Origin of the sequence: Comamonas testosteroni, from assembly GCF_014076415.1 — a bacterium.
GTDB lineage: Bacteria > Pseudomonadota > Gammaproteobacteria > Burkholderiales > Burkholderiaceae_C > Comamonas > Comamonas testosteroni_F.
Map to the genome: position 1 here is coordinate 5,332,622 of NZ_CP043568.1, position 25,645 is coordinate 5,358,266.

23 protein-coding genes are annotated in these 25,645 nt (G+C 63.8%); 17 read left to right on the forward strand and 6 right to left on the reverse strand.

Going from position 1 to position 25,645, the window contains the following annotated elements; genetic code table 11:
- The first annotated feature begins 22 nt into the window (after window positions 1-22).
- The 4 genes from F0P97_RS24565 (at window position 23) to F0P97_RS24580 (ending at window position 2,778) form a co-directional block, all read left to right on the forward strand.
- Window positions 23-394 carry a dihydroneopterin aldolase gene (locus tag F0P97_RS24565; protein ID WP_003050921.1) on the forward strand — a complete coding sequence of 124 codons (372 nt, stop codon included), beginning with the start codon at window positions 23-25 and terminating at the stop codon, window positions 392-394.
- Window positions 388-1,383 (forward strand): tRNA 2-thiocytidine(32) synthetase TtcA, encoded by a 996-nt coding sequence (gene ttcA / locus F0P97_RS24570; RefSeq protein ID WP_182284698.1) that lies wholly within the window; start codon window positions 388-390, stop codon window positions 1,381-1,383. Before F0P97_RS24565 ends, ttcA begins: the two co-directional genes overlap by 7 nt.
- A gap of 83 nt (window positions 1,384-1,466) precedes the next feature.
- Window positions 1,467-2,192 (forward strand): DUF4136 domain-containing protein, encoded by a 726-nt coding sequence (locus tag F0P97_RS24575; protein WP_182284699.1) that lies wholly within the window; start codon window positions 1,467-1,469, stop codon window positions 2,190-2,192.
- A gap of 103 nt (window positions 2,193-2,295) precedes the next feature.
- Window positions 2,296-2,778, forward strand: a complete 483-nt coding sequence (locus F0P97_RS24580) for a DUF2501 domain-containing protein (protein WP_182284700.1) — start codon at window positions 2,296-2,298, stop codon at window positions 2,776-2,778.
- Between the two features lie 86 nt (window positions 2,779-2,864).
- Here F0P97_RS24580 and F0P97_RS24585 read toward each other — a convergent pair whose 3' ends face one another.
- Together F0P97_RS24585 and F0P97_RS24590 are read right to left on the reverse strand one after the other, a co-directional pair.
- The gene (locus F0P97_RS24585) at window positions 2,865-4,085 is read right to left on the reverse strand and encodes an ISL3 family transposase (protein ID WP_182284701.1); all 1,221 of its coding nucleotides are present in this window, start codon (window positions 4,083-4,085) and stop codon (window positions 2,865-2,867) included.
- A gap of 156 nt (window positions 4,086-4,241) precedes the next feature.
- Window positions 4,242-4,994: an IclR family transcriptional regulator gene (locus F0P97_RS24590; protein ID WP_182284702.1), complete on the reverse strand. Its 753-nt coding sequence runs from the start codon at window positions 4,992-4,994 to the stop codon at window positions 4,242-4,244.
- Between the two features lie 134 nt (window positions 4,995-5,128).
- On the opposite strand from F0P97_RS24590, the gene F0P97_RS24595 reads away from it, so the two are divergent.
- The 5 genes from F0P97_RS24595 to F0P97_RS24615 all read left to right on the forward strand — a co-directional run bounded on the left by F0P97_RS24595 (window position 5,129) and on the right by F0P97_RS24615 (window position 10,966).
- Window positions 5,129-6,367, forward strand: a complete 1,239-nt coding sequence (locus tag F0P97_RS24595) for a thiolase family protein (protein WP_182284703.1) — start codon at window positions 5,129-5,131, stop codon at window positions 6,365-6,367.
- Between the two features lie 14 nt (window positions 6,368-6,381).
- Window positions 6,382-7,917, forward strand: a complete 1,536-nt coding sequence (locus F0P97_RS24600; protein WP_182284704.1) for a class I adenylate-forming enzyme family protein — start codon at window positions 6,382-6,384, stop codon at window positions 7,915-7,917.
- A gap of 35 nt (window positions 7,918-7,952) precedes the next feature.
- Entirely contained in the window at window positions 7,953-8,936 is a 984-nt protein-coding gene (locus F0P97_RS24605; RefSeq protein WP_182284705.1) for a Bug family tripartite tricarboxylate transporter substrate binding protein, read from the forward strand.
- Between the two features lie 220 nt (window positions 8,937-9,156).
- A complete protein-coding gene (locus tag F0P97_RS24610) occupies window positions 9,157-9,798 on the forward strand; it encodes a histidine phosphatase family protein (protein WP_182284706.1) in 642 nt (213 codons plus the stop codon).
- On the forward strand, window positions 9,782-10,966 hold the full coding sequence (locus F0P97_RS24615) for a DSD1 family PLP-dependent enzyme (RefSeq protein ID WP_182284707.1): 1,185 nt from the start codon (window positions 9,782-9,784) through the stop codon (window positions 10,964-10,966). Before F0P97_RS24610 ends, F0P97_RS24615 begins: the two co-directional genes overlap by 17 nt.
- A 121-nt stretch (window positions 10,967-11,087) precedes the next feature.
- Here F0P97_RS24615 and F0P97_RS24620 read toward each other — a convergent pair whose 3' ends face one another.
- The 4 genes from F0P97_RS24620 to F0P97_RS24635 all read right to left on the reverse strand — a co-directional run bounded on the left by F0P97_RS24620 (window position 11,088) and on the right by F0P97_RS24635 (window position 15,222).
- The gene (locus F0P97_RS24620) at window positions 11,088-11,843 is read right to left on the reverse strand and encodes a phosphoribosyltransferase (protein ID WP_182284708.1); all 756 of its coding nucleotides are present in this window, start codon (window positions 11,841-11,843) and stop codon (window positions 11,088-11,090) included.
- A 7-nt stretch (window positions 11,844-11,850) separates the two neighbouring features.
- Complete coding sequence (locus F0P97_RS24625) at window positions 11,851-13,068, reverse strand: M20 aminoacylase family protein (protein WP_182284709.1); 1,218 nt, start codon at window positions 13,066-13,068, stop codon at window positions 11,851-11,853.
- 3 nt (window positions 13,069-13,071) lie between these two features.
- The gene (locus tag F0P97_RS24630) at window positions 13,072-14,064 is read right to left on the reverse strand and encodes a Bug family tripartite tricarboxylate transporter substrate binding protein (RefSeq protein WP_057093678.1); all 993 of its coding nucleotides are present in this window, start codon (window positions 14,062-14,064) and stop codon (window positions 13,072-13,074) included.
- A 192-nt stretch (window positions 14,065-14,256) separates the two neighbouring features.
- Window positions 14,257-15,222 (reverse strand): LysR family transcriptional regulator, encoded by a 966-nt coding sequence (locus F0P97_RS24635; RefSeq protein ID WP_232538047.1) that lies wholly within the window; start codon window positions 15,220-15,222, stop codon window positions 14,257-14,259.
- A gap of 104 nt (window positions 15,223-15,326) precedes the next feature.
- Between F0P97_RS24635 and F0P97_RS24640 the strand changes: the two genes are divergently transcribed.
- The 8 genes from F0P97_RS24640 to mgtA all read left to right on the forward strand — a co-directional run bounded on the left by F0P97_RS24640 (window position 15,327) and on the right by mgtA (window position 25,644).
- The gene (locus F0P97_RS24640) at window positions 15,327-16,523 is read left to right on the forward strand and encodes a CaiB/BaiF CoA transferase family protein (RefSeq protein WP_182284711.1); all 1,197 of its coding nucleotides are present in this window, start codon (window positions 15,327-15,329) and stop codon (window positions 16,521-16,523) included.
- A gap of 26 nt (window positions 16,524-16,549) precedes the next feature.
- Window positions 16,550-17,776: an acyl-CoA dehydrogenase family protein gene (locus F0P97_RS24645; RefSeq protein WP_182284712.1), complete on the forward strand. Its 1,227-nt coding sequence runs from the start codon at window positions 16,550-16,552 to the stop codon at window positions 17,774-17,776.
- A complete protein-coding gene (locus tag F0P97_RS24650) occupies window positions 17,773-18,867 on the forward strand; it encodes an NAD(P)H-dependent flavin oxidoreductase (protein ID WP_182284713.1) in 1,095 nt (364 codons plus the stop codon). Before F0P97_RS24645 ends, F0P97_RS24650 begins: the two co-directional genes overlap by 4 nt.
- A gap of 16 nt (window positions 18,868-18,883) precedes the next feature.
- Window positions 18,884-19,867, forward strand: coding sequence for a Bug family tripartite tricarboxylate transporter substrate binding protein (locus F0P97_RS24655; protein WP_182284714.1), 984 nt, complete (start codon window positions 18,884-18,886; stop codon window positions 19,865-19,867).
- 74 nt (window positions 19,868-19,941) lie between these two features.
- Entirely contained in the window at window positions 19,942-21,744 is a 1,803-nt protein-coding gene (locus F0P97_RS24660) for a lysoplasmalogenase family protein (RefSeq protein ID WP_182287310.1), read from the forward strand.
- Between the two features lie 382 nt (window positions 21,745-22,126).
- Complete coding sequence (locus F0P97_RS24665) at window positions 22,127-22,324, forward strand: hypothetical protein (RefSeq protein WP_182284715.1); 198 nt, start codon at window positions 22,127-22,129, stop codon at window positions 22,322-22,324.
- Window positions 22,325-22,560: 236 nt separating this feature from the next.
- The gene (locus F0P97_RS24670) at window positions 22,561-22,884 is read left to right on the forward strand and encodes a hypothetical protein (RefSeq protein ID WP_182284716.1); all 324 of its coding nucleotides are present in this window, start codon (window positions 22,561-22,563) and stop codon (window positions 22,882-22,884) included.
- A 12-nt stretch (window positions 22,885-22,896) separates the two neighbouring features.
- Window positions 22,897-25,644: a magnesium-translocating P-type ATPase gene (mgtA, locus tag F0P97_RS24675; protein ID WP_182284717.1), complete on the forward strand. Its 2,748-nt coding sequence runs from the start codon at window positions 22,897-22,899 to the stop codon at window positions 25,642-25,644.
- Window position 25,645: the final 1 nt, after the last annotated feature.

Genomic DNA, 25,645 nt, shown 5'->3' on the forward strand with positions numbered 1-25,645 from the left:
CACCGAGGCCGCACCCTTTTCCATGACTTCCACTTCCGGACAACAGATTCTCACGCTCACCGGCCTGCGCTTTGATGCCAGCCTGGGGATTCTTGCGCATGAGAAACAAGAGCCTCAGCCGATCCAGGTCGACGCCGAACTCAACCTCGGCCCCCAGCCCCTGGCTCCGCGCGATGACGACATCCTCCATGTGCTGGACTACCGCAAGGTGCGCCAGATCATCATCGACGAATGCACCTCCGAGCATGTGAACCTGCTCGAGAGCCTGATCGGCAAGCTGGCCCAGCGCCTGCTGCAGCTGCCCGGCGTGCGCGGCGTGCGTGTGAAAATTGCGAAGCTGGAAATTTTTGACGACTGCGAAGTAGCCATTCGCATCGAAACCGGACAATGGTGAACCCCATGAATGCAGTAAACGACAACCCCTGGATTGCCGAAGAGGCAGAAGCCGCCGATGCTGCGGCCGCAGAGAACGCCAACGGCGACGAAGCCGCCAAGCCCGGCAAGATCAAGATCGAACGCGAACAGATCAAGCTCGAGAAGCGCCTGTGCCGCGAAGTGGGCAAGGCCATCCTCGACTACAACATGATCGAGGAAGGCGACAAGGTCATGGTCTGCATGTCCGGCGGCAAGGACAGCTACACCCTGCTCGACATTCTGCGCAAGCTGCAAAAGCGTGCACCCGTGAAGTTCGACATCGTGGCCGTGAACCTGGACCAGAAGCAGCCCGGCTTCCCCGAGCACGTGCTGCCCGAGTACTTCCAGAGCATCGGTGTGGACTACCACATCGAGAACCAGGACACCTACAGCGTCGTCAAGCGCGTCGTGCCCGAAGGCAAGACCACCTGTGGTCTGTGCTCGCGCCTGCGCCGCGCCATCTTGTACAAGGTGGCCGACCAGCTGGGCTGCACCAAGGTGGCCCTGGGCCATCACCGCGACGACATCGTGCAGACCATGATGCTCAATATGTTCTACGGCGGCCGCATGAAGGGCATGCCGCCCAAGCTGGTCAGCGACGACGGCAAGCATGTGGTGATCCGTCCCCTGTGCTATGTGCCCGAGAAGGACACGACGCGCTGGGCCCAGTACCAGAACTTCCCCATCATTCCCTGCAACCTCTGCGGCAGCCAGGACGGCCTGCAGCGCGTGGCCGTGGGCAATATGCTGCGCGAGTGGGACAAGAAGTTCCCCGGCCGCATAGAGAGCATGTTCCGCGCCATGGGCAATATCGTGACCACGCACATGATGGACCCCCAGCTGCACGACTTCAGGAACGCCAAGGCCACGGGCATTGCCGATCCCAACGGCGACATGGCCTTTGACCATGAAGAGCTGCCAACCATGGCAGCCCTGCCCGGCGGAGTACAAGTGGTACAACTGTCCTGAGCGGACTTTTGAACTAAAACCGGACCCTGCTGTCCAATCAAAGGCCCATTCCATGGGCCTTTGTCGTTTTCAGAGAAATCATCATGAACCTGCGCAAAACCTCCTTACGCTGGATCGGCCTTGTGGCCCTGACTGCGACGGCACTGCTGGCCGGCTGCAGCACGGTGCGCGAGGTCAACAGCACGGTGCAGAGCTTTTCCGCACTGAACACCATCCCCGTGCCAGCCACCTACCGGCTGGAGACCCTGCCCTCGCAGCAAGGCCAGCTGAACTTCGCGGCCGTGGAAGCCCAGGCCCAGCATGCGCTGGCCCGCGTCGGCCTGACGCGCGATGATTCGCGCGCCAGCCTGGTGGTGCAGATCAGCGCCCTGGCCCGCTATGCGCGCGACTGGGCCAGCTGGCCCTATTACGACCCCTACTGGGGCCCGCGCTGGGGCTGGGGCATGAGCTACGGCCGCGGTTTCGGCTGGGGCTTTGGCGGCAGCATGATGTTCAACGAACCGCCGCTGGAGTATTACCGCGCCGTGAGCATCGTCATGCGCGACATCAAGACCCAGCAGATCGTCTACGAAACCTCGGCCCAGCGCCAGGATGTGTGGACCGACGACCCGGCCATCTTCGGCATTTTGTTTGATGCGGCGCTGACGGGCTTCCCCAAGCCGCCGCAGGGCCCGCGCAATGTGCGCACCGTCATCCAGCCACCGGCAGCTCAGCCGGCCAGCGGCACGCCTGCAGCACCCGCGCAGCCCGCCACACCGGCCACACCGGCCACGCCAGCCACCCCGGCCAACGCGGCACCGGCACGTTGATTTGCAATCTTCAACAGTTGCCGGGCCTGCCGCGTGCTAACGTGCTGCTCGGCTTTAACCGGGGCCTCCTGCCTGGGCCCTCGCCATGAAAAGGATGACTGTCATGAAGAAACTTGCTCTCTCCACCCTGCTTTGCGCCACAGTGGCCGCGGGCTCCTTCAGCGCCCATGCCAGCGGCCTCGGCGATGCCTTGCGCGGCCAGTTGGGCGGCGGCGCGGCCGAGAGCAACTCCAGCGCCTCGGGCCTGGGCGGCATGCTCGGCGGCTCCGGAGGCTCTTCGGCACTGTCGGCCCTGGGCCTGGGCAACCTGAGCTCCGGAACGGCCAGCAATGCCGCAGGCGTCCTCACCTACTGCATGAAGAACAACTACCTGAACGCCGACAAGGCCGCCCAGGTCAAAAACCAGTTGCTGGGCAAGCTGGGCCTGGGCCAGAAGGAAGAGCCCAAGGACCAGGGCTACCAGAATGGTCTGATGGGCATGGTCACGGGCGCCGACGGCAAGAGCTTCAGCCTGGACAAGGTCAAGAGCAACCTCAAGGAAAAGGCCTGCGACTTTGTGCTGGACAATGCCAAGTCACTGATCTGACACCAAGACATGGCAGCTGGCGCTTGAAGCGCAAGCGCTGCAATGACCAAAGGCCTGCGACCGTGGTTGCAGGCCTTTTTTCTGGTTCATCGCGCATTACCGGGGAAGGCTGCGCGAATCTTCAGAAAGAAATAGTCCTGATCGCGGTAGCCATAGGCCCGGCGCTTGATGACCTTGATGGTGTTGTTGATGCCCTCGACAACACTTGTGTTCAACGGATGCCGGCATCGGGCGATGATCCCGTGCAGGTAGCTTTGCAAGCGCTGAGCAAAGGTGCTCAGTGCTGTAATACCGCTTTGGCGCGCTTGCTCACACCAGTGCTGCCAGGCGCGATGCGCCCAAGCCGGACGACGGTAAAACCACAGCTGTTTTAGCTCATCGCGCAAGACGTATACCGCCATTAATGGCTCATTGGCCGCCAGCAGCTCCTTGAGCTGCACTGCTTGTTGAGCCCGCAGCTTGTTGCGATTGCGCAGTAGCAACCAGCGGCTGGACTTGAGCACCTTGCGCGCCAAGGGCTGTTGGCGCAGCAAGTTGGCCTGATCGACACGCACTCGGTCGATAACCTCCCGGCCATACTTGGCCACGACATGGAACAGGTCATAGACGATCTCGGCGTTGGGGCAGTTGGCCTGGACCTCCAGCTCGTAGGCAGTAGTCATGTCGATAGCAACCGCGCGAATGCGCTGGGCAACGCCAACGGGCAACTGCTCGAAGAACTGGCGGGCCGTCTCGCGTGAGCGCCCTTGCCCCACCCACAGCACCTGCCGGCTGATGGGGTCGACGACGACTGTGGCGTAGCGATGGCCCTTGTGCAACGCAAACTCGTCCATTGCCAAGTACTCGATCCGCTCCCATTGCGGCTGCGCGGTAGTGGCCAGCAATAAGGTCTTGTCGATGGACTTGACCGTGTGCCACCCAAGATCGAAGAAGGCCGCGACTGCCTTGATGCTGCTGCTGCGAAGCAACTGGCTGCACGCCTGTGCCAGACGGTCTGTGACGCGCTGGTAGCGACCGAGCCAGCTGAGTTTCTCCAGGCGCGGGCCACCACAGCTATCGCACCACAGACGCCGACGCGGCACATGCAGCACCACCTTGTACTCGAACAGTGCCAGATCGCGCACGCGCCGTGTCGTGGTCTCATGGACTTGGCTGCACTGCGCACCGCAGCGTTCGCAATGCATGATGCTGGCCTGCGGCTTCAGATAGATCGACACGGTGCGGCTATCGCCCTGGGGCCACTGCACACGTTCAACCTCGTAGCCCTCCCAGCCGCCAAGAGCCTGCAATAACTTCGAGTCCAGCATTTGATTTGTTCTCCGATGTCAGCTTCGCAGCCGTCAGATTACAAAATGAACGGGCTCATCTCCACGGAATTCCTCGATGAACCTTTTTTCTTGGCGCGCACTCCTGCTGCGCCGTGAATTGCGCACAAGAAGCGAAGTAAAACACGGAGCGCCGGTTCATGCGACAGAGCCATATTGCGCCATGACTCGCTTTATCTGTTGCGCCACGTGCTCTTGCCGCTCCTTGTTCATGCGCGATTTGATGGATGCCACACTGACTCCGCCAATGATGTTTCCCATGGAGTCATGTAACGCGACGCCTACGCCAATCACGCCTGAAACCGCATAGTTGCCGATCACTGCATAACCGTCTGCGCGGGCCTGTGCCACCATCGCCTTCAGCGCCGGCATCGAGAGATCACGGTAATAAGGCAGACGCTCTCTGTTGGTGCGTATCAGGGCATCCGAATCTCGTACGGGCATGGCCGCCAACATGGCCAAGCCGCCAGCGCCGACACCAATCGGCTGCCGATGGCCAACGCTTACAGCCAGGGCCTGGATCGGGTAGGTCCCAACGGCGCGACCAATGCATAGCGTATCGAATCCGCTTTGCACGACAAGAAACGTCGCATCGCCAGTGGTCCGCGCGATCTCCTCAATCAATGGGCCGTATGTGTGCTGCACCGGCATCTCATTGCTTGAGGCTGCGACGAGTTGCTGACAGTACTGGCCGAGCACATAGCGCTTTCCGACTTCGCCTTGCGTGATCAGGCCTTCACGCATCAGACAGGCCATCAACCTATGTACCGTGGGCAGCTCCAAGTCAGAAAGCTCCGCAAGGTCCGTCAGACGCAGTCCCGATGGGTGATGTGCGGCCACCAGCTTGAGTAGCCCCAAGCCTCTTTCCAAAGTTTGTGTTCCGTGTGCCATTTTTCCAATATGTGGAAACTTAGTACTAAATATGGATCTGATCCTATTCTTTGTCCAGAGATAAGTTTTTTGCAAATGGACTTTTTTATTCCATATATTGGAATTTAAGAGTGCCGAAATCTCGGAGACATTCGATGGACGTATTCATTGCTGGTATTTCTCATACGCCGCTGGGCCGGCATCTTGACAGGTCTGTCAAGGCACTCACGCACGAGGCCGTTGCTGGAGCTCTATTGGATGCAGGCCTGCCTCAAGGGGAAGTTGAAGCGGCATGGTTTTCCAATGTGCGGCAAGGACAGATGGAGGCTCAAAACTCCATTCGAGGTCAGTGTGCCTTGACCGCCATGGGGTTCAGCGGCATTCCCATCTTCAATACAGAGAACGCATGTGCCAGCGGCAGTTCCGGCCTCTTTCAAGCCTACGCAGCCATCAAGGCAGGCCTATTTGATGTTGCACTCGTCGTAGGCACAGAAAAGATGTTCTACCCGGAAAAGCGGCAAGCCATGATGCAAGCATTTTTCGGTGGCACCGACATTCATGAAATGCAGAGCACTTGGCAGGGACTTCTGCAAATCGGCGAAGGCGTTGGGCCGGCCCGCGTGGACGGGGGGGACTGGAAGCAGCAAAGCTTCTTTATGGACGTGTATGCATCACTCGCACGCATGCACATGAAAATGTATGGAACCACGCAGGAACATATTGCGCACGCAGCCGCCAAGAACCACACCCATTCGGCACTCAATCCGCTGGCCCAGTACCGTGCACCGATGAACGTCCAGGAGGTGCTTGGTACTCCACTCATCGCCTGGCCTCTCACGCGTGCCATGTGCGCACCAATCTCTGACGGCGCTGCAGCCGCAGTGGTGTGCAGCGAGCGAGCGCTGTCCAGAGTGAACCGGATACGTGCGATCCGAGTACGTGGCATGGGGGTGTCAAGCACCGTGCATCGCGCACCCGAAGCACTTGAATCCCACTGCGTGTCCCTGGCTGCCGATCGTGCCTATGCCGCAGCAGGTATTAGCGCAAAGGATATCGATGTCGTTGAAGTGCACGATGCTTCGAGCTTTGCGGAGGTTTTGCAGATAGAAAACCTCGGGCTCTGTGCTCGCGGTGAAGGAGGGTTTTACACCGTCAGCGGAGCAACCACCCTGGGTGGCGAGTGCCCCGTCAATGTCTCTGGCGGCCTTGTGTCGAAAGGGCATCCCATCGCGGCTACAGGCATCATCCAGTTGCACGAACTGGTTACCCAGTTGCGTGGCGAAGCAGGGGAGCGTCAAGTACAAGGCGCGCGTATCGCAGTCGCAGAGAACGGAGGTGGCTTCATCCGGGTTGAAGATGCTGCAGCCGTGGTCACCGTACTGGACAAGGCTTGAAAAGGCGAAGGCATATGACTCCAATCGACTTTTTTCACGCAGCAGCCTTGCGTTATCCAGATGCGCCAGCAGCCTCAGAACTCAGCGCCGATGGTCAAGCTACGGAACATGTCACATTTCGGGAGCTTGCTCAACGGGTGAACTCTGTCGCGGCGGCTTTTCAGCGCCTTTCCGGCAGCAAACGCCCCAGAGTGGCAATCGCATGCCGAAACAGCATGGCCATGCTGGAGAGCATTCTTGCAATTTATCAGTGTCGCGGTGTGCTGATTCCCTTGACGCCCAAGAACCCCGAGGCCGAACTGCGCCAGCAGATTACGGTGGCATGCCCGGATCTCATCGTGCTGGACCAGTCGGCTGAAATCCTGCGCACCGCTCAGTCTGTGCCGGTGATGTTCATCGGCCAAAGAAAGTCTGATGCGGATTTCGATGTTCATGCACAAATCGCTCAGACGACAGATTCCGTGCCAGAGATTCAGGAGGCAGATAGCGAGGATATCTTCGCCATCAAATTCACAGGCGGATCCTCCGGTCGTCCCAAGGCCGTTCTGCAATCTGCGCGCTGCATCAACACGATGGTTGTGTCACTGCGCCAAGTCTACAAACTACGGAAGTCGGAGCGCTTCCTGCTAAGTCCTCCCATGACGCATGGAGCTGGCACCTTTGTTCTTCCTGTGCTGGCTGCAGGTGGTTGTCTGCTGATCATGGATGGTGCAAAGGCAGGACAACTGCTCGATGCCATGTCTCTACATGATGTCAGCGGCACTTGGGTACCACCCACCTTGCTCTACCAAATGCTGGACGAGCAGGCGATTCGGCCGCGAACGCTTCAAAGTCTCAGGAACCTGCTGTACGGAGGAGCCGGCGCGACCCTCGAGCGCCTGCAGCAGGCACGGGAACTTCTGGGGCCCGTGGTCGGCGTGACCTATGGCCTGACCGAAGCGCCTGTGATCATTGCAGGCATGCCTGGCGACGATGGCGCCTTGAACGAGAACCTTGGCAGCGCCGGCAAGGCTGGCCCGCTGACCAGATTGGCGGTCATGCGGCAAGACGGCAGCCTTTGTGCTGCACACGAGCTCGGAGAAGTTGTTGCTCGTGGTGATTTGCTCATGAGCGGCTACATGGATATGCCGGATGAAACCAGCCAAGTGCTTTCAGGCGGGTGGCTAAGGACCGGCGATATCGGATATCTCGATCAACGCGGCTATCTGTTCATCAAAGGGCGCTCCAAGGACGTGATCATCAGCGGCGGATTCAATGTCTATCCATCTGATGTAGAGGATGTGTTGGCACGCCATGACGACGTGGCTGAAAGCGTCGTCTTTGGAATTCCCGATGCGCATTGGGGTGAACGTGTCGAGGCCGTCGTTGAACTCAAACAAGGGCGCACCAGCAGCAATGACGCGCTGCGCACCCATGTACGTGAGGCACTGGGGGCTGTGCGTACTCCCAAGACCATTCACATCATTGACCAGTTGCCCAGAAGCTCATTGGGCAAGGTGCAAAAGCGCCAGCTCCGGGATGAGCTCATTCAGAAATTCCGCTCGGCTTAAGGCCACTTCACACTAAATCACTGGAGGATGACGATATGAAAAAGCGCACATTGATCCGCATGGCGCTGGCAAGCGCCGCTACAGGAATGGTTGCGCTAGGTTTCAGTGCACACGCGGACACCTACCCAAGCAAGCCCATCAAATTCGTGGTTGGGTTCCCGCCTGGGGGTTCCACAGATCTTGTGACGCGCATTGTTGCCGCACAGATGTCTGAAGAGCTGAAGCGGCCCGTCATTGTCGAGAACAAACCTGGCGCCGGCGGCAACATCGCCTCTCAGTTCATCGCGAATGCGCCTGCGGACGGCTACACCATTTATCTAGGCACCTTGGCTACCCATGGCATCAATCCGGTGTTGCAGAAGAACCTGCCTTTCGATCACATCAAAGATTTCACCATGATCACCCAGTTGGGCTACTACACCAACCTGGTACTGGTGAACCCATCCACGCCGGTGAAGACTCTTGGCGACTGGATAAGCCATGCCAAGAAAGCGCAACACGCGATGAATTTTGGCTCGCCAGGTGCCGGCACTTCACCGCACCTTACCGGGGAGTACTTCAAAATTCTGACCGGCGTGAATCTGACACATGTGCCATACAAGGGCAGCGGCCCTGCGCTCACCGACCTGGTGGGAGGGCAGATCGATGTGATGTTCGACAATCTGCCTTCGGCGCTGGGGCTGGTGAAGGCAGGAAAGCTCCGTGCTCTGGCCATCACTTCTCGCGAGAGGGTTCCGCAACTGCCAGATGTGCCTACCGCAGCCGAATCCGGACTACCGGACATGGTCGTGGATGCCTGGGTTGGCGTGATGGCGCCAGCCCATTTGCCCCGCCCTATCCTGGATAAGCTGCACAGCGCCATTGCCAAAAGCGTTGCCAATCCCCAGGTTCGCGAAAAGCTGGAGGAAAGAGGTGTGACCATCCGGACTTCTCGACCCGAAGAATTTCTGGCCTACGTGAAGTCGGAGAACGCAAAGTGGGCCAACGTCGTGAAAATTTCAGGTGCCGTAGCGAACTAATTCACAAGCCAGGGCCGAGCAAGCGGGGGACGTGCCTGATCCCGAGTTTGATTGCTCACGCCCAGAAATGGAAGATTCACGCGCGTTTCCAAGGAGCAACTAGAAAACCCCCAGGTTTCCCCCTGTGCAAAGCATGCTACTGCCGACATAGGCAATGGCATGCTTTGTTTGCAAGACAATGACTGCCTTACAAGACAACCTACGCTGAACGAGCCTAGACATGCACGCCACGCGCATCATTGCCATCCGGCACGGAGAGACGACCTGGAACGTCGATGGACGCATCCAGGGGCATCTGGATATTCCCTTGAACGACACCGGCCTGTGGCAGGCCGAGCAGGCAGCCCAGGCGCTGGCCGACGAGAGCATTGCCGCCATCTACAGCAGCGACCTGCAGCGTGCCCATGTCACGGCGCAGGCGATTGCCCAGAGATCCGGTGCCCCGCTGCACACCACCACCGGCCTGCGCGAGCGCTGCTTCGGCGATTTCCAGGGCCGCACCTTCAAGGATGTGGAAGCCACCCAGCCCGAGGACGCCCAGCTCTGGCGCACGCGCAACCCGGCCTATGCCCCGCCCGGCGGTGGCGACTCGCTGCAGGCCTTGCGCGAACGCATCTTTGCCACCGTGGACGGGATTGCGCGCCAGCATGAGGGCGAGCAGATCGTGCTGGTCGCCCATGGCGGTGTGATGGACGTGCTCTACCGCCTGGCCACGCGCCAGGACTTCCAGACGCCCCGCACCTGGGAGCTGAGCAACTGCGCCATCAATCGCCTGCTCTGGACGCCTGACGGCCTGTCTTTGGTAGGCTGGGCAGATACCGCACACCTTCAGCAAGGCAGCCGAGATGAAGCACATTCCTGAGCATTTGCAGACCCTGGTCGGCCAGGCCGTCAAACGCATAGACACACCCGCCCTGGTCATAGACCTGGACGCCATGGACCGCAATATCGAGCGCATGGCCCGCTTTGCCCAGCAGCATGGCGTGCTCTGGCGCCCGCATGCCAAGCTGCACAAAAGCGCTCATATCGCCCATCTGCTCGAGCATGCCGGCGCCTGCGGCCACTGCGTGCAGAAAGTCAGCGAGGCCGAGGCACTGGCTCAGGGCGGCATCACCAATATCTTCATCAGCAACGAAGTCATTGGCCTGACCAAGCTGGCGCGCGTGGCGGCTCTGGCCAAGGCACTGAATGCACAGGGCGGCCGGCTGGCCCTGGCCGTGGATTGCGAGGAAGGCATCGCCCGGCTGGCGCGGGCCCTGCAGGATGCGCAGGCAGGCGATGCGGCCATGGATGTGCTGGTGGAAATCAATGTCGGCCAGAACCGCTGCGGCGCAGAGCCCGGCGAAGCCGCCCTGGTGCTGGCACAGGCTATTGCGGCCCAGCCCACGCTGCGCTTTGCGGGTCTGCAGGCCTACCATGGCGGCGCCCAGCATCTGCGCAGCGCCGAGGAGCGCAGGGCAGCCATTGACCAGGTGCTCAAGCTCGTCAACCGCACGCGCCATGAGTTCGACCGCGCCGGCCTGGCCATACCGCTGATCACGGGTGCCGGCACGGGCACCATGGTCAACGAGGCCGCCAGCGGCATCTATGGAGAAATACAGCCCGGCTCCTTCCTCTTCATGGATGCAGACTACGCGGCCAACCAGCGCGACGCGGCCCAGCCCCTGTTCGAGCATGCGCTCTACGTCAAGACCCAGGTCATGTCGCTCAGCAGCGGGCATGCCGTCTGCGACGCCGGCCACAAGGCCCATGCCATAGACTCAGGCCTGCCCAGGCTGCATGCGCTGCCGCCTGAAAACGCGCTGCGCTTTGCCAACGGCGGCGACGAGCATGGCGTGCTGCACCCCGATGCCGATGCCGGCAACCACAGCGGCTGGCTGCCCGCGCTGGGCGAGACGCTGTGGCTGATTCCCGGCCACTGCGACCCCACGGTCAATCTGCACGACCATCTGATCGGCGTGCGCGGCGGACGGCTCAAGGGCGTGGTCGAACGCATCTTCACCGTGGACGGGCGCGGTGCGCTGACCTGATTCGCTCCTGCTCCGGGCCTTGATTGCTATATAAACAAGAGCTTACAACGCATTTCATAAAATGATTTCAAGGCATAAACAGCCTGAAACTCATATATGAAATTCGCCAGCAGCTCTCTTTTTATGAGCCTTCAGGCCACCATCCGTCGGCACGGCGCTCCATGCGCGGGCAGTCGTAGGCCGCGACCACGGGGATGGCGCTGCCATCGGCACGCACCAATTTCTGCTGCCACTGCATGCCCTGGCGCATGGCCACGGCGATGGCGGCCACTTCGGCGCCGCAGCGCTCCAGCAGCTTGAGACCGGACACCATGGTTGTGCCCGAACTCACGGCATCGTCGACCACCAGCACGCGCTTGCCAGTGATCAGACTCAGCTGATTGGGGTCGATATAGAGCAGCTTGCCCTTGCCCGGCGTGGTGATGGAGCTGACGGGCTCGGAGAGCTCGTCGCGGTACCAGTATTTGCGCGAATAGCCCAGCGGCACATAGCGGCGGTGACCCAGGTGGCGCGCCACCAGCGGCGCGAAGGCCAGGCCCAGCGTGGGCAGGCCTATGATCACATCGAAATCATGCGCCCCCGCGCCTTGCGCCATATGCAGCGCCAGCTGCTCCACCACCTCCAACGAGGCCTGATTGGCAATCAGAGAGGCCACGCAGCGGTCCGGTGCCGAGCCATCGGCTGTCGGCATGCCGCGCAGCGGCAGCAGCAGATAGCGGCCGTCGGGCAGTCTGGCCGGGTAGCTCTTCGCATAGGGCGGCAGCGGCGACTGGGGCAGCTCGGCCTCGGTGACGATGGCTTGCCAGTAGTCGGTCGTGGCGTCGAAGCCGGGCAGGTTCTGGCCGCAAAGATCGACCACGGATGCAATTTCACTCATACAAAACTCAGTCGCGGCGCAGATAGCTCTCGGCCAGCTTGACCCAGAACGAGGCCGTGACGGGCAGCAGGTTGTCGTTGAAGTCATAGGCAGCGTTGTGCACCATGCAGCCGCCCTCGCCCATGCCGTTGCCGACGATGAAATAGTTGCCGGGAACCTGGTTGAGCATGATGGCGAAGTCGTCGCTGGCCTGCAGCGGCTGCAGATCGGGAATCAGCCATTGCTCACCCGGAAATTCGCGTGCCACACCGACTGCGAAATCGGTCGCGTTCTTGTCGTTCATGACGGGCGGATAGCGCCATTTGTAGTCCACCTCGGCCGTGGCGCGGTGCACGGCGGCCTGGGCATGTGCCATGGCCGTGATGCGCTCGCGCAGCTGCTGGCGCACCTCGGGGCAACGCGCACGAATGGTCACGCGCAGCTCGCAGGTTTCCGGAATCACATTGGGCGCATCGCCCGCATGGATGGCACCGATGGTGACCACGGCCATGTCGTTGGGGTCGATCTCGCGCGAACGAATGGTCTGCAGCGCCAGCACCAGATGCGAGGCCACGACGATGGGGTCCACGGCCACGTGGGGCATGGCGCCATGGCCGCCCTTGCCGCGGATGGTGATGATGGCCGTGTCCGAGCTGGAATACATCACGCCCGAGCGGAAGCCGAACTGCCCGGCCGGGTAGCCGGGTTCGTTGTGAAACGCGTAGAGCGCATCGCAGGGAAACAGCTCGAACAGGCCCTGCTCCACCATCTTCTGCGCACCGCCATGACCTTCCTCGGCGGGCTGAAAGATCAGATTGAGCGTGCCCTGGAGCTGGTTCTTGTGCCCGGCCAGCACCCTGGCTGCGGCCAGCAAGGTGGCTGTGTGACCATCGTGGCCGCAGGCATGCATCTTGCCGTCGTGACGGCTGGCATAGGGCAGGCCCGTGGCTTCACGGATAGGCAGTGCATCCATGTCGGCGCGCAGGCCCAGGCGCTTGCCATCCAGGTGATCGCCGCAGCGCAGCGTCCCCACCACGCCGGTGTCGCCCAGGCCGCGATGGACCTCGTAGCCCCATTCGGCCAGCCTGGCGGCCACGATATCGCCGGTGCGGTGCTCTTCGTAGGCCAGCTCGGGATGGGCGTGCAGATCATGGCGCAGGGCCAGCATCTCGGCCGCCACGGCCGCCACTTCGGGCAGCACGGGCGGGTGGATCTCGGCATGCACCGGGTTCAGAGGCGCGACCATGGCTTATTCCGCCTGGATGTTGGCCGACTTCACGATCTGGGCATAGCCGGCTTTTTCCTTCTTCAGGAACTGGACGAAGCTGGCCTGGGTGCCGGAGCCGGGCGTGGCGCCACCGTCTTCCAGGCGCTTGCGCACATCGGGCATCTTGAGCACGGCATCGAGCTCGGTGGCCAGGCGCGTGACCACGGCCTGAGGCGTCTTGGCGGGCACGAACAGCCCCGTCCAGGTGTTGAGGTCAAAGCCCTTGAGTTCGGCCGTCTCGCCAAAGGTGGGCACAGCGTGGATGGCATCGATGCGCCTGGCCGATGTCACACCCAGACCTTCGAGCTTTTTCTGCTGGATCATGGGCACGGCACTCACAGTGGTGAGCATGCCCACATCGACCTGGCCGCCCATCACGTCGCTGGTGATCTGGGCGCCGCCGCGGTAGGGCACATGCACCAGCTTGATCTTGGCGCGCTCCTGCAGCATTTCCATGGCCAGATGCAGCATGGTGCCCACGCCCGAAGTGGCGTAGGTCAGCGATCCGGGCTTGGAACGCGCCAGTGCAATCAGCTCGTTCAGATTGTGCGCCGGCAGGCCGGGACGGGCCACGGCGACCACCGGGGCGATGGTGGTCAGCCCCACGGGGGTCAGATCCTTTTCGGCGTCGTACTTGACGGCGGAATTCACCAGCTGGGCAATGCTGATGGGGCCGTCAAAGCCCATGAGCAAGGTGTAGCCGTCGGCCGGCGCCTTGACGGCCTTGCTCACCCCGAGCACACCGCCGGCGCCAGGCACGTTGTCCACCACGATGGACTGGTGCAGGCGCTCGCCCAGCTTCTGGCCGATCAGGCGTGCCGTGGTGTCCACATTGCCACCGGCGCTGAACGGCACGATCAGCGTGATGGGCTTGGTGGCAGGCCAGGCATCGGCGGCGGCAAGAACGGGAGCGGAAAAACCGGCCGCAGCCATCAGGGCGGCGGTCGCGACAAGAGAGCGGCGTGGTATGGACATGTACAGGCAGCAGTGGGTCACGGGCACCTCGCCGCAACATGCGGACGGCGGAGTGCCCGTGCAGGCCGGCGGGTCAAGACAGCTTGCCGACCGGGGATATGCGCGAAATTATCGGTTCGCTTCTCGCGAAATGTCATAAATAAAACTACTTAGCAATCGATGCTTACCCCTGAAAACCTCTGATCCACGATCTCAAAGCATTGCCTGTCGGGCCATCAAGGCACCGGCGGTCTCGGCTACCAGGGCCGCCACCGCCTTGCCTGCCAGAGTGAAAGGACGCTGACTGCTGGTAGCCAGCACCACATGCTGACGAAACACCCGCTCCGCCAGCGCAATGGCTGCGAGGCTGCCACAGGCCAGCTCCTCGCTGACGGCATGGCGCGGCAGCAGCGTGGCGCAGTCGTGCCGAGCCAGCATGCTCTTGAGGATCACCGATGAGCTCCCCTCCAGGATCACGTTCAGGTGCAGCCCCTGCCGGCCTGTCTGCTCATCGAGCAGGTTGCGGATGGCGTTGGGAGGCACCGGCAGCACCAGCGGCAGGCGCTCGAGCGTCTGCAGGGCCAAGCTGACCGGCAGGGCCGTATCCGCCGGCGCCAGCATGCGCTGCAGCACACGCTGGCGGCCCACCACGCAGATCTGCGCATCGGCCAGCTTGCGGTAGCTGTTGCTGCCTCTGGCCCGGTAGCGGTTCAGGATCGCCATGTCGATGCGGCCCTGGCTCAGCGCCACCTCCATGTCTCCGCTATAGCCCTCTATGACGCGCAGCCGGATCTCGGGAAAGCGCTGCGCCACCTCGCCATACAGTGCCGCGGCCATGAAGCCGGCCACACCCGGCACCAGGCCCAGCGTAACCAGGCCGCTGGGCACACCGTTCAGCTCCTTGCCCAGGCGCACCAGCGCCTCGGCCTCGGACAGCAAAGCCGAAACGCGCGGCAGCATCTGCTCGGCCAGTGCCGTGGGCTTGACGCCGCGTCCGGTGCGATAGAAAAGCGCGCCGCCCAGTGCGCGCTCCAGTTCGGCGATCTGCCGGCTCACGGCCGACTGCGCCAGTCCACGCTCGACGGCCGCGCGTGTCAGGCTGCCGCCCTGGATCGCAGCGGCCAGCGTCCTCAGCGACTTCAGTGTCAGCAACTCCAGGGCTTCGGTGGCGTGGGTCATGGCAGCTTCTGCATCCATCTGAAAACGAGATATCTGATTCTCATATTTCTGGTTGGCTCGCGGCTAGCTGTTTCCTACATTGACCTGCAGGAGACATGCACACCATGAACGGACCTCTCACCGGACTGCGCGTCCTGGACATCGCCACCATCATTGCCGCGCCCTCGGCCGCGGCCCTCCTTGCCGACTACGGCGCCAGCGTCGTCAAGGCCGAGCTGCCCGGCGCAGGCGACGGCATGCGCGACTTCCCACCGCACAAGGACGGCAAGCCTCTGTGGTGGAAAGTGACCAACCGCGGCAAACGCCTGGTCACGCTCGACCTGCGCAAGCCCGAGGGCGCCGCGCTGCTGCTGCGCATGCTGCCCCAGTTCGATGTGCTGATCGAGAACTTCCGCCCCGGCACGCTGGACCGCTGGGGCCTGAGCAAAGAGGCCTTGTGGCAGGCCCAGCCCAGCCTGGTGATACTGCGCACCACGGGCTTCGGCCAGAGCGGCCCCTACCGCGACCGGCCGGGCTTTGCACGCTTGTTCGAGGCCATGGGCGGCCTGACCTACATCAGCGGCGAAGCCCAGGGAGCGCCCATGCACTCCGGCTACCCACTGGCCGACAACGTCGGCGGACTGTTCGGTGCGGTAGGCGTGCTGGCTGCGCTGTGGCGCCGCGCCCGCAACCCGCAGGCCCCGGGCGAGGAAATCGATCTGTCGCTGACCGAGGCCACACTCAAGCTGCTCGAGTTCCTGCCCATCCAGCACGAGCAGCTGGGCACCGTGTATCAGCGTTCGGGCAATGCCAACCAGTACTCTGCACCGGCTGCGGTCTACCGCACTGCCGACGGGCAATGGGTATCACTGTCGGGCAGCACCAATGCCATGTTTGCCAACAACTGCCGCGCCATAGGCCGGCCCGAGCTGATAGACGAGCCATGCTTCGCCAACAACCGCGGCCGCGTGCAGCATGCCCAGGAGCTGAACGGCATCTTCGCGGCCTGGTGCGCAGCACATCCGCTGGCGGCGGTGCTGGCCGCCTTCGAAGCGGCGCAGGGCACCATCGCCCCGGTCTACGGCATCGACCAGATCGAGGCCGACCCGCACATGCGCGCTCGCCAGGCCCTTTGCGACGTGCCCGACCGGGACTTCGGCAGCGTGCGCATGGCCAATGTGGTGCCGCGGTTCGCCCGATCGCCCGGCCGCATCCGCCACGCCGGCGGTTCACTGGGGCAGGACAACGAAGCGTTCTACCAGGGCGAGCTGGCAATGCCTGCCGCCGAACTGGCCCGCCTGCGCGAGGCAGGCGTCATCTGAGGCGAATCTGAAACAAAGGAGACCCCATGTCGATTCCCGAATCCCACCACCCGCTTGTGCGCCTGTCGCCCGATGAAGCCGCACTGCTTGAGCGCGTGAAAACTCTGGTGGCCGAGCGCATCGGCCCGGACGCCGAGCGCGTGGCCCAGCAGGACGTCTTCGCCTGGGATACCTTCCGGCTGCTATGTCGCGAAGGCATCGTCGCCACCGCGTTCCCGCGCACGCACGGCGGCAGCGAGGCGTCGATGATGCTGCGCGTGCGCATCATCGAGGAAGTGGCGTCCGTGTGTTCGACAGCCGCTTCGCTGGTCACAGGCACCGACCTGTCATCGCGCCCCATCGTGGCCGGCGGCAGCGAGGCGCTGCGCAGCGCGCTGATCCCCGACCTGGCCAGCGGCGCACGCCAGTCGGCCTTCGCACTGACCGAGCCCGGCGCAGGCAGCGACGTGGCGCGGCTGGGAGCGCACTATGCACCGGCGCCGCAGGGCGGCTGGACGCTCAATGGCCAGAAGAAGTTCATCACGCGCGCCAACGTGGCCGACATGTTCGTGGTGGTGGCGCGCCAGGCGGACGGTCCCGGCGGCGGCCGCGGACTGAGCGCCTTCGTCGTACCGCGCGACACGCCCGGCATCACGGTATCGCCGGTGATTCCCAAGCTGGGCTGGTACGGCGTGCCGATCGCGCTGGTCAGCTTCGACGACGTGCACATCGCGCCGGAGCACCTGCTCGGCAAGGAAGGCGAAGGCATGGCGCTGGCTCAGGACACCTTGCTGCGCGCACGCATCGGCCACGCTGCGATCGCGCTGGGCCGCGCCGCAGGTGCGCTGCAGATTGCCGCCCAGTACGCCAACCAGCGCCAGGTCTTCGGGCAGCCGGTGGGTGCGCACCAGGGCATCCAGTGGATGGTGGCCGAGATGGCGGCCCAGATCGAGGCCGCACGCTGTCTGGTCTACAGCACCGCGCAGCGCTACGACGCAGGCGATGCCGACGTGGCCATCCATGCATCGATCGCCAAGCTGCATGCCACCGACCTGTGCATGCGCATCGTGGTCGACTGCCTGCAACTGCTGGGCGGCAACGGCTACCTCAAGGCCTTCCCGCTCGAGCGCTTCCTGCGCGACGCCAAGATGAACCAGATCGGCGAAGGTACCAGCGAGATTCACAAGACGCTGATCGGCCGCCATGTGCTGCGGCGCGCCGCCGCGCTGCCGCAGCACCCTTGCCTGGACATGGAGCCGGAGCTGTGGACATGAGCAATGCACTGACCAACGACCTCTGCCGGCGGCTGGGCATACGCCTGCCCATCTTTGGTCTGGCCCACCGCATCGAAGTGGCCGCCGCGATCTCACGGGCCGGCGGGCTGGGCGTCTATGCCGCCGCGCGTGACGGCCCGCACGAGCTGCAGAAAAAGCTGCGCCAGCTGCGCGAACTGTGCCCCGACCACCCGGTGGGCGTGGACCTGCTGCTGCCCACCGGCCTGCCCGAACACGACGACCGCGCAGCCGTGGCTGCCGCGCTGCCCCAGGTGCACAGGGATTTCGTGCAGGGCCTGTTCAGGCAATACGACGTGCCGCCCGCCACCGAAGGCAACTTCTTCTCGCAGTACGTACGCTCGCAGAGCCTGTTCGAGGAGCAGGTGGACGCCATTGCGGGCAGCGATATCGAGGTCTTTGCCGCCGGCGTCGGCACGCCGGTGGAGGCGCTGGCACGCATCAAGGCCCGCGGCCTGCACACCATCGCCCTGGTCGGCAGCGTGCGCCATGCGCAAAAGGCGATCGCAGCCGGGGCCGACATCCTGGTGGCCCAGGGCTATGACGCGGGCGGCCACACGGGGCCCATCGGCACCTTCACGCTGGTACCGCAGATCGTGGCGGCAGCCGAGGGCCGGCCAGTCATCGCGGCCGGCGGCATCGGCACCGGGGCGCAGGTGGCGGCCTCGCTGGCCCTGGGCGCGCAAGGTGCCTGGCTGGGCACGCTATGGCTGGGCACGCGCGAGCACGAAATGCCGCAGGCGCTGGCGAAGAAGCTGATCAAGGCCGACAGCGAAGACACGGTGATCACCCGCGCCCACAGCGGCAAGCCCTGCCGCGTGCTGCGCAGCGCGTTCAGCGACGCCTGGGCACAGCCCGGCGCACCCGAGCCACTGTCCATGCCCTACCAGCAGGCTCTCACCGGCGATCTGCTGGCGGCGGTGGAACAGCACCAGATCGGGCCGCTGATGTACGAGGCTGCGGGGCAGAGCGTGCACTGGCTGCGCGGAATCGAGCCCGTGGCCGCCGTGATGGACCGCCTGGTGACCGAGACACGCCAGGCCCTGCAATCAATGGCGGGTTACATCGCCTAGAACCGGAGAGACGAGCATGGACCGTCGGCAATTCCACCTTCACCTTCACCTGTTGCTGGCCGGTCTGGTGCCCGGCATGTCCCGCGCCGGCACCTCGCCAAGCCATGACGGCTACCCCGATCGACCGATCCGCATCGTGGTGCCCTATCCCGCAGGCGGCGTCGTCGACGTGGTGCTGCGCGCCGTCTGCGACCCGCTTTCCAGCGCACTGCCGCAGCGCATCGTGGTCGACAACCGCCCGGGCGCCGACGGGCGCATCGGCATCGATGCGGTGGCCAGGGCCCCGGCCGACGGCTATACGCTGCTGGCGGCGTCCCCGATCCTGACGACAGCCGAGCACCTGATGCCCGACAGCCGGCTGCGCAGCAGGGATTTCGTCGGCATCTGCGGCATCGCCTCCGCGCCGACGGTGTTCGTGGTGCACGACACGGTGCCCGCCAGGACGCTGAAGGAGTTCGTTGCGCTGGCGGCCCTCAGACCGGGCGAGTTCAACGCAGCCAACCCCGGCACCGGCAGCTCTATCCACCTGGCGCAGGAACTGTTCTTCGAGCGCACCGGCATCCGCTTGACCAACGTGAGCTACAAGGGCCAGCCGCCGGCGCTGCTGGACCTGGGCTCCGGCCTGCTGCAGTTCGCGCTGATCTCGCAGAACCTGGTGCTGCCGCTGATCCAGTCCGGCAAGGTACGGGCTCTGGCTGTCAACGCCGCAGCGCGCACGCGCTCGCTGCCCGAGGTACCCACCATCGCACAGGCCGGCTATCCCGATATCCTGGTGCAGTCCTGGTACGGCATTGGCGCACCGGCGAAGACGCCCGTGCCGGTGGTCGAGTGGCTGAGCCAGCAGTTCCAGCGCGCGCTGGCGACGCCCGAAGTGCGCGCGCGGCTGGCTGCCACCGATGCGGAAATCCTGGCGCTGGATGCGGCACGCTTCACCGAGCTTATCGCCGTGGAGACCAGGCGCTGGGGCGCGTTGATCCACAAGCGCGGCATACGGTTGTGAGCGCCCGCGCCAAGAGCCGCAACTAGGGAAGATGCGAGGCGCCGCGCGCCGCGCCCTGCCCACAATCGATGACCATGCTCTCCCCCAGCCAAGTCATCGTTGTGGCCACGCCGGTCTTTTTTGCATTGATTGCCGTGGAATGGGCCGTCAGCCTCAGGCGCGGGCGCAATGCCTATGCGCTGGCCGATGCCATCAGCTCGCTGAACCTGGGCGTCCTGAGCCAGACCAGCGCCGTCTTCACCAAGCTGCTGACGCTGGGCATCTACACCGTCGTGGCCAGCCATGTGGCGCTGATCGAGGCCGATGCCTTCTGGCTCAGCCTGCCGGGCTGGCTGCTGGCCCTGCTGTTCTACGACCTCTGCTACTACTGGCTGCACCGCATGGGTCATGAAGTGGGCGTGCTCTGGGCCGCCCACGCCGTGCACCACCAAAGCCAGGCCTACAACCTCTCCACCGCGCTGCGCCAGACCAGCTCCGGCGCGCTGCTGGGCTGGATCTTCTATCTGCCCATGGCCCTGGCCGGCGTGCCGCCGCTGGTGTTTGCCGTGGTCGGGCTGATCGACCTGCTCTACCAGTTCTGGGTGCATACCGAGCAGGTCAGGAAGCTGGGCTGGTTCGACCGCTGGTTCTGCGCGCCCAGCAATCACCGCGTGCACCATGCCGTCAACGAGCGCTATCTGGACCGGAACTACGGCGGTATTCTCATCGTCTGGGACCGGCTCTTTGGCACTTACAAGACCGAGGACGACGAGGAGCCCTGCGTTTACGGCACGCGCGGCCTGCTCAAGAGCTGGGACCCGCTGTGGGCCAACTTCAGCGTCTACCGCCAGCTGGCGCATGACAGCTGGCACGCACGCAGCTGGATGGACAAGGTCCGCGTCTGGTTCAAGCCGCCGGGCTGGCGGCCAGCCGATGTGGCGCAGCGCTTTCCCAGGCCCGTCTTCGATCTGGACGAGCACCGCATCATCTATTCGCCTCCCATGGGCACTGGGCTGCGCTGGTTTGCCGGCCTGCAGTTCGCGGCGCTGGTTGCAGGCACTTCGGTCTTTCTCTGGCATGCCGACCAGTCGCCGCTGGCCACCAATCTGATCTGGTTCGGCGTGCTGCTCACCGGGCAATGGGCTCTGGGCGCTGCCATGCAGGGACGCATCAGTCTGTGGCTGGCGCTGATGCTGCAAAGCGGCGCACTGGCCACGGCCACGGCGGCGCTCGGTCTGCAGCCATGGCATTGGCTGTTCAAGCCCGCCACCATGGTTTTTGCTCTCATATGCATAGCATCTTGCGCAAGACATGCCTTGCACACAATGCAAAACCTGCCTCAAATACATGTTCAAGTGCTGCTGGCTGCTATTGTTTTTTCCATGGCTGGCGATGTCTTCCTGATGCTGGACGGACAGCTGCAAACCGGTCTGTTCATTCCCGGCCTGATCAGCTTTCTGCTGGCCCATGTCTGCTATGTCGCGCTGTTCAGGTTTGATGTGACCTGGTTTGCCGATCGCCGCGCACTGCTGCTCGTGGCTGCGATCGGCGCCACCATGTATGTCTTTCTCTGGACCCATGGCCTGCCCGCCGCCCTGCGCCTGCCCGTGGCCGCCTATGTCGGCGTCATCGCCCTGATGGCGGCGCAGGCCTGGGGACGCTATCGTCAACTGCGCAGCCGCGCCGCACTGCTGACCGCCCTGGGCGCCAGCTTTTTCATGCTCAGCGACTCCATACTGGCCATCAACCGTTTTGTGCAGCCGCTGCCCTGGTCCTCGGTGAGCGTGCTCGGCAGCTATTACGCCGCACAGGCCCTGATCGTCTGGGGCTGTGTGCGCCAATGGGCCGAGCCTGCAACCCGCCAGACCCCGACGCAATTGCAACTGAAAGCCACCTAGGGTTGACCCTGAACCCGGTCTGGACCGATAATCGGCAGATCGCAATTTCAGGAGTCCCCACGTGGACAGTGCCAGTTCAACCAGTGATTTATCGCACGCCGCAATGGCTGCGAAGCTGGCCGACTGACAGACTCCCCCGGATCGGGAGTCGTCATCGACCGCCCCGCATCCCTTGCCCCTCGCAACTTGCTGTTTGGCTTCCCGACGTTCGGGGCGGCCTGCCGTGCGTAGCACGGGTAGAGCCCTCAAGCTCGCAAGCTCTGCTCATCACTGAGTTTTCGCGTCGCCATCCGCTCCGGCCTCCCGTCGGTTCATGGCCGCGCCAAAACGTTTGTGCCGCGCTGCCGCCTGGCCCGCTCCCTCAACCAATGAGGAGAAAGCCATGAGCAACCGCCTGACCCGCTCTCTGCACCAGCTGCGCCCTCTGCTGCTGCGCGCCCGCGCCACGCCCCGTCCGGCAGCGTCTGCCGCACCGGCAGCCTTGCCGCAAGCGCTGGAACGGACGCTGGAACTCGATGCACTGACCAGTTGGCCCACGCATCGCATCCGCAGCTTTCTGAGCAGCCGCATCGTGCGCTGATCCGACCCATCGCGGACCGGCTCCAACCCGCATTTCATTCACTTTTAACCAAGGAACACGTATGGATCCCGACCCTAGCCGATCTTGCAGCGCGCCCCGTGCGGCGCACTGTCAAGCCATTGGCCTGCGTGTGAGCTTGATGGCTACACGCAGGGACTGGAACCCCGTCCCGGGGCTGGACGCCTGATGCAGTAGCAGCGGCGGGCAGCTCCCGGGCCACCCCAAGGAGTATGCCCATGCAACGCCTCGCCTGGCTGCGCGTGCTGCAACGCAGCCGCCCCGCCCCCCGCTTCAATGACTCTACCCGCCACCATGGCCTGACCCATGCCGTGATCTCGGCACTGACAGAGCGCCGCACCGACGTGCTGCGCCACCTGGTCGACCGCCATGCCGCGCCCATCATGGCCCGCGCCATGGCCAATCTCAGCATCCGCCAGCGCGCCGATGCCCTGTCGCTGCTGACCCAGGAGCAGCGCAGCCGCATCGACAACCAGTTGCGCGCCAGCCAGGCACAGCGGCCCTGGAAACGATTCGGCACCTCCGGCAAGACGCTGCACTGACAGGAGGCCGTGATGCAGACTCTCAAGAACCTGTTCCGGGCCTTTTTGCGCAGCCACCGCCTGGCCGGCCTCTTCGGGCGCCGGCCGATGCCCGCTGGCGGCCCCTCCACCGCCGTCACCGTGCCACCGGCACAGGTACAGGCCCTGCAATCCGCCGCCTGCAGCCCCGTGTCTGGGCTGCTGCAGCAGCTGGACACATCGAGCCGGGGCCTGAGCCCCGAGCAGGCCCGGCAGCGCCAGCTGCGCCATGGGCCCAACGAGGTAGCGCATGAAAAGCCCCTGCCCGCATGGCAGCACCTGTGGCATTGCTACCGCAACCCCTTCAATCTGCTGCTGACGCTGCTGGCCGTGGTCTCCTATGTCACCGAGGACGAGAAAGCCACCATCGTCATCGCCAGCATGGTGCTGCTGTCCACGCTGCTGCGCTTTGTCCAGGAGGGCCGCTCCCGGCGTGCGGCCGCGCGTCTGCAGGCCCTGGTGAGCAACCGCGTCACCGTGCGCCGCAAGACCGATGCATCGGCCGCAGACTTTCGCGACAGCGGCGGAGGCCATGACACCTCGCTGTCCGAGCTGCCCATGCGCGAACTGGTTCCCGGAGACATCGTGGCCCTGTCGGCCGGCGACATGATCCCGGCCGACTGCCGCCTGCTGTCCGCCAAGGACCTGTTCGTGAGCCAGGCAGCCATGACCGGCGAATCGCTGCCCGTGGAAAAGGATGCGCGCACCTTGGCTGCCCTGCAGGCGGGCCAGTTGCTGGAAGCCGGCAACCTGCTCTTCATGGGCACCAATGTAGTCTCGGGCACGGCCATGGCCGTGGTCGTTGCCACGGGCAACCAGACCTATTTCGGCACGCTGGCAGCGCGCATCACCCACCAGGACCGCACGGCCACGGCCTTCGAACAGGGCGTGAACAGCGTCAGCTGGCTGCTGATCCGCTTCGCGGCCGTGATGGTGCCCGTGGTGCTGTTCATCAACGGCTACACCAAGGGCGACTGGGGCGAGGCCTTTTTATTCGCGCTGTCGGTGGCCGTGGGCCTGACGCCCGAGATGCTGCCGATGATCGTCACCTCCACGCTGGCCAAGGGCGCCGTGGTGCTGTCGCGCCAGAAGGTAATGGTCAAGCGCCTGGACGCGATTCAGAACTTTGGCGCCATGGATGTGCTGTGCACCGACAAGACCGGCACGCTGACGCAGGACCGCATCGCGCTGGAGCGCCATACTGACGTGCAAGGCCGTCCCAGCGACGAGGTGCTGCAGTTCGCCTACCTCAACAGCTACTACCAGACCGGGCTCAAGAACCTGCTGGACCGTGCCGTGCTCGAGCATGTGGAGCTGCACACGCGGCTGCATGTCAACGAGGACTACCGCAAGGTCGACGAAATCCCCTTCGACTTCCAGCGCCGGCGCATGTCCGTGGTGGTAGCCGAGCGCGACCACCACCACGAGCTGATCTGCAAGGGCGCGGTCGAGGAAATCCTGCAGGCCTGCACGCATATCCGGGACAGCGGGCCAGACAGCGAGACCGTGCAGGCCCTCACGCCCGAGCGCCGCGAGCAGGTGCGCGCCGTCACCGAAGGCCTGAACAGCGAGGGGCTGCGCGTGGTGGCCGTGGCCATGAAGGAAGTGCCGCCCGACAAGAATACCTACGGCATCGCCGACGAGTCCGGACTGACCCTGATCGGCTATGTGGCCTTTCTCGACCCGCCCAAGGAATCCACCCAGGCCGCCATTGCTGCGCTGCTGCAGCATGGTGTGACAGTCAAGGTGCTGACGGGCGACAACGAGCTGGTGGCACGCAAGGTCTGCCGCGACGTGGGCCTGCAGGTGGACGAGGCGATTGTCGGCAACGACATCGAAGCCATGGACGAGGAGAAGCTGCGCCGCACGGTGGAGTCACACCTGCTGTTCGCCCGCCTGACGCCGCTGCACAAGGAGCGCATCGTACGAGCACTGCGAGCCAACGGCCATGTCACGGGCTTTATGGGCGACGGCATCAACGACGCGCCCGCGCTACGCGCCGCCGATATCGGCATCAGCGTCGACAGCGGTGTGGACATCGCCCGCGAAGCGGCCGACATCATCCTGCTGGAGAAAAACCTGATGGTGCTGGAGCAGGGCGTGCTCGAAGGACGCCGCACTTTCAGCAATATGCTCAAGTACATCCGCATGACGGCCAGCTCCAACTTCGGCAATGTGTTCTCGGTGCTGATCGCCTCGGCCTTCATCCCGTTCCTGCCCATGCTGCCCATGCAGCTGCTGATGCAGAACCTGCTCTACGACCTGTCGCAGATCGCCATTCCCTTCGACAACGTGGATGAGGAAATGGTGGCCAGGCCGCTGCGCTGGGACCCTCAGGACCTGGGCCGTTTCATGCTTTTCTTCGGCCCCATCAGTTCGCTGTTCGACGTGCTCACCTTCGCGCTGATGTGGTTCGTCTTCCACGCCAGCACGGCCGCAGAGCAAAGCCTGTTCCAATCGGGCTGGTTCGTGGTGGGACTGCTGACGCAGACGCTGATCGTGCACATGATCCGCACGCCCAGGATTCCCTTTGTGCAAAGCCGTGCCTCCTGGCCCTTGCTGGCCGCCACGGCGGCCATCATGGCCACTGGCATCTTCCTGCCCATGGGCCCGCTGGCGGAGAATTTCAAGCTGCAGGCCCTGCCGCTCGGCTATTTCCCCTGGCTCATCGTCATATTGCTGGCCTATGCTGTGCTGACCACGCTGCTCAAGCGCGTCTATATCCGCAAGTACGGCTGGTGAG

Coding starts and splice junctions, on each gene's coding strand:
- F0P97_RS24565 (WP_003050921.1), top strand. CDS start 23: ATGACTTCCACTTCCGGACAACAGATTCTCACGCTCACCGGCCTGCGC.
- ttcA (WP_182284698.1), top strand. CDS start 388: ATGGTGAACCCCATGAATGCAGTAAACGACAACCCCTGGATTGCCGAA.
- F0P97_RS24575 (WP_182284699.1), top strand. CDS start 1,467: ATGAACCTGCGCAAAACCTCCTTACGCTGGATCGGCCTTGTGGCCCTG.
- F0P97_RS24580 (WP_182284700.1), top strand. CDS start 2,296: ATGAAGAAACTTGCTCTCTCCACCCTGCTTTGCGCCACAGTGGCCGCG.
- F0P97_RS24585 (WP_182284701.1), bottom strand. CDS start 4,085: ATGCTGGACTCGAAGTTATTGCAGGCTCTTGGCGGCTGGGAGGGCTAC.
- F0P97_RS24590 (WP_182284702.1), bottom strand. CDS start 4,994: ATGGCACACGGAACACAAACTTTGGAAAGAGGCTTGGGGCTACTCAAG.
- F0P97_RS24595 (WP_182284703.1), top strand. CDS start 5,129: ATGGACGTATTCATTGCTGGTATTTCTCATACGCCGCTGGGCCGGCAT.
- F0P97_RS24600 (WP_182284704.1), top strand. CDS start 6,382: ATGACTCCAATCGACTTTTTTCACGCAGCAGCCTTGCGTTATCCAGAT.
- F0P97_RS24605 (WP_182284705.1), top strand. CDS start 7,953: ATGAAAAAGCGCACATTGATCCGCATGGCGCTGGCAAGCGCCGCTACA.
- F0P97_RS24610 (WP_182284706.1), top strand. CDS start 9,157: ATGCACGCCACGCGCATCATTGCCATCCGGCACGGAGAGACGACCTGG.
- F0P97_RS24615 (WP_182284707.1), top strand. CDS start 9,782: ATGAAGCACATTCCTGAGCATTTGCAGACCCTGGTCGGCCAGGCCGTC.
- F0P97_RS24620 (WP_182284708.1), bottom strand. CDS start 11,843: ATGAGTGAAATTGCATCCGTGGTCGATCTTTGCGGCCAGAACCTGCCC.
- F0P97_RS24625 (WP_182284709.1), bottom strand. CDS start 13,068: ATGGTCGCGCCTCTGAACCCGGTGCATGCCGAGATCCACCCGCCCGTG.
- F0P97_RS24630 (WP_057093678.1), bottom strand. CDS start 14,064: ATGTCCATACCACGCCGCTCTCTTGTCGCGACCGCCGCCCTGATGGCT.
- F0P97_RS24635 (WP_232538047.1), bottom strand. CDS start 15,222: ATGACCCACGCCACCGAAGCCCTGGAGTTGCTGACACTGAAGTCGCTG.
- F0P97_RS24640 (WP_182284711.1), top strand. CDS start 15,327: ATGAACGGACCTCTCACCGGACTGCGCGTCCTGGACATCGCCACCATC.
- F0P97_RS24645 (WP_182284712.1), top strand. CDS start 16,550: ATGTCGATTCCCGAATCCCACCACCCGCTTGTGCGCCTGTCGCCCGAT.
- F0P97_RS24650 (WP_182284713.1), top strand. CDS start 17,773: ATGAGCAATGCACTGACCAACGACCTCTGCCGGCGGCTGGGCATACGC.
- F0P97_RS24655 (WP_182284714.1), top strand. CDS start 18,884: ATGGACCGTCGGCAATTCCACCTTCACCTTCACCTGTTGCTGGCCGGT.
- F0P97_RS24660 (WP_182287310.1), top strand. CDS start 19,942: ATGCTCTCCCCCAGCCAAGTCATCGTTGTGGCCACGCCGGTCTTTTTT.
- F0P97_RS24665 (WP_182284715.1), top strand. CDS start 22,127: ATGAGCAACCGCCTGACCCGCTCTCTGCACCAGCTGCGCCCTCTGCTG.
- F0P97_RS24670 (WP_182284716.1), top strand. CDS start 22,561: ATGCAACGCCTCGCCTGGCTGCGCGTGCTGCAACGCAGCCGCCCCGCC.
- mgtA (WP_182284717.1), top strand. CDS start 22,897: ATGCAGACTCTCAAGAACCTGTTCCGGGCCTTTTTGCGCAGCCACCGC.